This is a genomic window from Pseudomonas sp. PS01300, assembly GCF_029960155.1.
Lineage (GTDB): Bacteria > Pseudomonadota > Gammaproteobacteria > Pseudomonadales > Pseudomonadaceae > Aquipseudomonas > Aquipseudomonas palmensis.
On the sequence record NZ_JASCPN010000154.1, the window covers coordinates 1 to 327 of the forward strand.

General features: G+C 56.9%; 1 protein-coding gene. It reads right to left on the reverse strand.

Translation table 11 applies throughout. The features are described from left to right. A partial coding sequence (locus tag QMX96_RS26750; RefSeq protein WP_349016797.1) for an EF-Tu/IF-2/RF-3 family GTPase occupies positions 1–327 on the reverse strand: 327 nt, incomplete at both ends.

A 327-nucleotide genomic window follows, 5' to 3' on the forward strand; every position in this document is an offset into this window, starting at 1 on the left:
GAGTGACAGTCATCTGGATGTTGTCACCTGGCATTACCATTTCAACGCCTTCTGGCAGCTCGCAGTTACCAGTCACGTCAGTAGTACGGAAGTAGAACTGTGGACGGTAGCCTTTGAAGAACGGAGTATGACGGCCGCCTTCTTCCTTGCTCAGAACATAGACTTCTGCGGTGAACTTGGTGTGCGGTTTGACCGAACCCGGCTTGACCAGAACCTGGCCACGCTCAACGTCGTCACGCTTGGTGCCGCGCAGCAGCACGCCGCAGTTCTCGCCAGCACGACCTTCGTCCAGCAGCTTGCGGAACATCTCAACACCGGTGCAGGTGG